3 protein-coding genes are annotated in these 3,299 nt (G+C 57.5%); all 3 read left to right on the top strand.

The genetic code is table 11. From position 1 onward, the window contains the following. On the top strand, positions 1–214 hold a 214-nt coding region (locus H5U08_RS13525; RefSeq protein ID WP_297034055.1), incomplete at its 5' end, for a DNA cytosine methyltransferase. Between the two features lie 25 nt (positions 215–239). After that, positions 240–854, top strand: a complete 615-nt coding sequence (locus tag H5U08_RS13520; protein WP_297034052.1) for an Eco29kI family restriction endonuclease — start codon at positions 240–242, stop codon at positions 852–854. 604 nt (positions 855–1,458) lie between these two features. Beyond that, positions 1,459–2,913: a Mur ligase family protein gene (locus H5U08_RS13515; RefSeq protein WP_297034049.1), complete on the top strand. Its 1,455-nt coding sequence runs from the start codon at positions 1,459–1,461 to the stop codon at positions 2,911–2,913. Positions 2,914–3,299: the final 386 nt, after the last annotated feature.

Here is a 3,299-nt window from a genome sequence, read left to right as displayed (position 1 = left end):
GATGGTTTTGCCCGATGGCTCTGTAAGGTATTTCACTGTTCGAGAGGCGGCAAGGTTGCAAACATTCCCGGACGGTTACAAGTTTCACGGCTCATGGACGGAAACAATGCGGCAGCTGGGTAACGCCGTTCCAGTCAGATTGGCCCGCATTATAGCGGCGAGCATTATCGAAAAACTGGTCACCGCTGACGAGCCAAGGAAGCTGGTAAGCTAACGAGAAACCCGGTGAGGCAAATCAGGTGAAAGAGGAGAGACCATACAATCCGTTGGACAAACGTAGCCTGGCCGAGAACGTCGCGCATGCGCTGCTGTCGCGTGACAAGATACGCCTGGATGAGATTGAACCATTCGCCGGAGCTGGCATCTACGCGATCTACTACTTCGGTTCGTTTCCACCGTATAGGCTTTTTTGCGAAGTAAAGGAGCGAGATGGTCGTGAGATCCCAATTTATGTAGGGAAAGCCGTTCCTCCCGGAGCGCGGAAGGGTAACCTCGGTTTGGATGCCGATCCAGGACAAGCGCTATATAAGCGGTTGAAGGAACATGAAGAGAGTATCCGCCAAGCAAAAAATTTGAATATAAGGGACTTTTATTGTCGGTATTTGGTTGTGGACGACATATGGATACCTTTAGGTGAATCTCTTTTGATCGCAAGATTTTCGCCCTTGTGGAATAAAATCATCGACGGTTTTGGGAACCATGATCCAGGCAAGGGACGTTATGAACAGCTAAGATCGCGGTGGGACACTTTACACCCTGGAAGACCATGGGCCTTGAAATGCCAACGAAGAGAGGAGTCTGCAGAGCAAATTGCAAAGGAGTGCGAATCCTTTCTGCGAAACATACTATTGTGAGCGCCAGCGCAGGGAGGGCCGGGACACCCGGAACCCGGCTGCGTTGAGGGGCATCATTCCCAGGTGCACGCGCCGGGGCCGGTCCACCGAGAGCTGCAGGACGTGCCTTTTTCCCGCGCATTGTTAGGATTGGTGGAGGGCCACGGGCGCGACGTGACCTGAAAGAATGGACGCGACCTGACGCGTCCCCAGTTTTTGGAAGGATTTGTCGGAACCTAAAGGCATAGGGTGTGGTGGGGGCGATTCATGAATCGCCCCCAACACGCGCAAAACTGGTGAAGCAAATCAGATTGCTGTGAAGGGAAAACTCAGCATTGATTCGTGCCACATGGCCCTATCGACGAAGCATTCCCGGCGGTTGCCGTCACTGGCGTTTTTCCCAACGGTAGGTGAATAGGTGACCCTGCCAAGTTTGCCCTTGACACAATCGGCGAAATCAGGAAAATCCCGCAACATCAGCAAACGACGCGGCCACGCCGAAAGGAGGCCGGTGTGACGCGTGGGACAGGCCGTGTGGCCCATGTGACAATTTGTTGCCACCTGGTCTGGATGGCGAAAGCTGAGGCATCTGTGGTACGCCACCGAGGTAAGGAGGCCTCGGAGAATGCGGTTGTGTGCTTCGACGGGACAAACGATCGCCTTACGGCAGGTTCTGCCGGATGCGCAGGTGGTGGGTGCGGCCGAAGTGTCGCTCTCACGATGTCGGTGCCATCCGCGGGACGTTCGGCCGGGCGATCTGTTCGTCGTGCTTCATCCGCCGGGAGCACGGCGCGATGCCGCGTTGCAGCAGGCCCTGATACGGGGATGTGCGGCGGTCCTGGCTGATCATCCGTTAGAAAGCCTTCCCGTACCGGTCATCTATGTGAGCAATGCTCGTGAGGCATTCGGGCGCATTTCACACGCACTGGCGGACTATCCCGCCCGAAAGCTCCACGTCATTGGCGTGACCGGCGCCCATGGAAAGACCACCACCGCGTGCCTGCTGACTCGGGTCCTCGTCGAGGCCGGTTTCAACACGGGCATGCTCACCACTCTGGGTTACTTTGAAGGTGAAGAATCCACATTTCCCCGCGAAACAACGCCACCTGCGGACGAGCTGGCGCTATCTCTGGCGCGAATGGTGGAGAATCACTGCACTCACGCGGTGATCGAGGTGACCGGCAAAGCGATTCGAGAACGGTACCTGGCGGGGATGGAGCTCGATGTCGCCGTCCTGGTCAATACCGACGCCGAATCGAGGGTACGTGACCCCAATTCATATTTCCGCGTGCTGGAATGGTTGAAGCCGGAAGGGGTGGCCATTGTTAATGCCGATGACTCCGGCTGTCGTGGTTGGCTTTCGCGGTTGGCCCATCCTGCATTGACGATCGGTCTGCAGATGCCCGCCGAAATTAAAGGCCGCGAAATAAGCCGCCAGTTGGGAGAAGAAATTTTTTATCTGATGGCGGGTGAGGAGACTTTCCCGGTTCGGACGCGGATGTTCGGCCGCCATCATATGTTGAGTTGTCTGGCGGCTGCCGCCGTGGGACTGGTATATCAGATCCCGCTGGAAGTGGTCGTCAAAGCGCTGGAAAGCGTGGACCAGATTCCGGGACGACTTCAGCCCGTTCTGGCAGGCCAGCCGTTTTCCGTGTTCGTCGATGCCGCCGACAGTACCCAGGCGGTGCGGGCCACATTGACGACCATCCGACCCCTGGTCTCCGGCCGACTGATCTGCGTGGCCCATCCACCCCGTCGAGGTCAGGGCGATATGGCCGGGTGGGTGCAGGCATTGGAAGAATTTGCCGATTTGATTGTGCTGACCTTGCCGGGTGTGGAAGAAGGGCACACGAGTTTGCTGGCAGCGGGCGCGAAATATCTTCGGGACCGTCAACGCGCGATGGTGCTCGCCGATCGAACGGAAGCCATCGGCTGGGCCCTTACCCAGGCCCGGCCTGAGGATTGCGTCCTGCTCCTTGGAAATGGGCATCGTTTGTGGAAAGCCACGCGGGATGGTGAACTGATCGTGGACGACTACCGCTTTGTGCGGCAGTGGTTGCGGCAGGAATATCCCGCATAAGGAGCCGTTATCCGAAGAGGGACGCATCCTTCATGTGGCCAGAAGGATAAATGTAGAGGGGGTTTGCAGGAAACGGACAGGAGTGGGAAATCACGCAGCCAGCGGTAACCCCATCGATTGCGTTGGGTGTGCGGGAGCCCGATGCAGCCCTCCCTCCTGGGGTGAAGCATCGAGCTTGTCGGAAGACGCGGTTTCTGGGTCGGCCGCTCCGACGAGCGCTTCTCGATGGGGTTTGATTGCCTGACGGCCGGGGCGGTGCGGGTCACACCGCCCCTGGCCAGTCAGGGAGATTTCTCGCCAAGTTCTTTTTCTTTCTGCTCGCCTTTCCTCTTGGGCGACTTCATTTTCGCTTTTCGAGAAGGGTCACTTGCCGGGATTTGCCCTGC

This window comes from Thermogutta sp. (assembly GCF_014359955.1).
GTDB lineage: Bacteria > Planctomycetota > Planctomycetia > Pirellulales > Thermoguttaceae > Thermogutta.
Note: the sequence above shows the minus strand (reverse complement) of the source record. Positions and strands in the feature narration are given on the sequence as shown.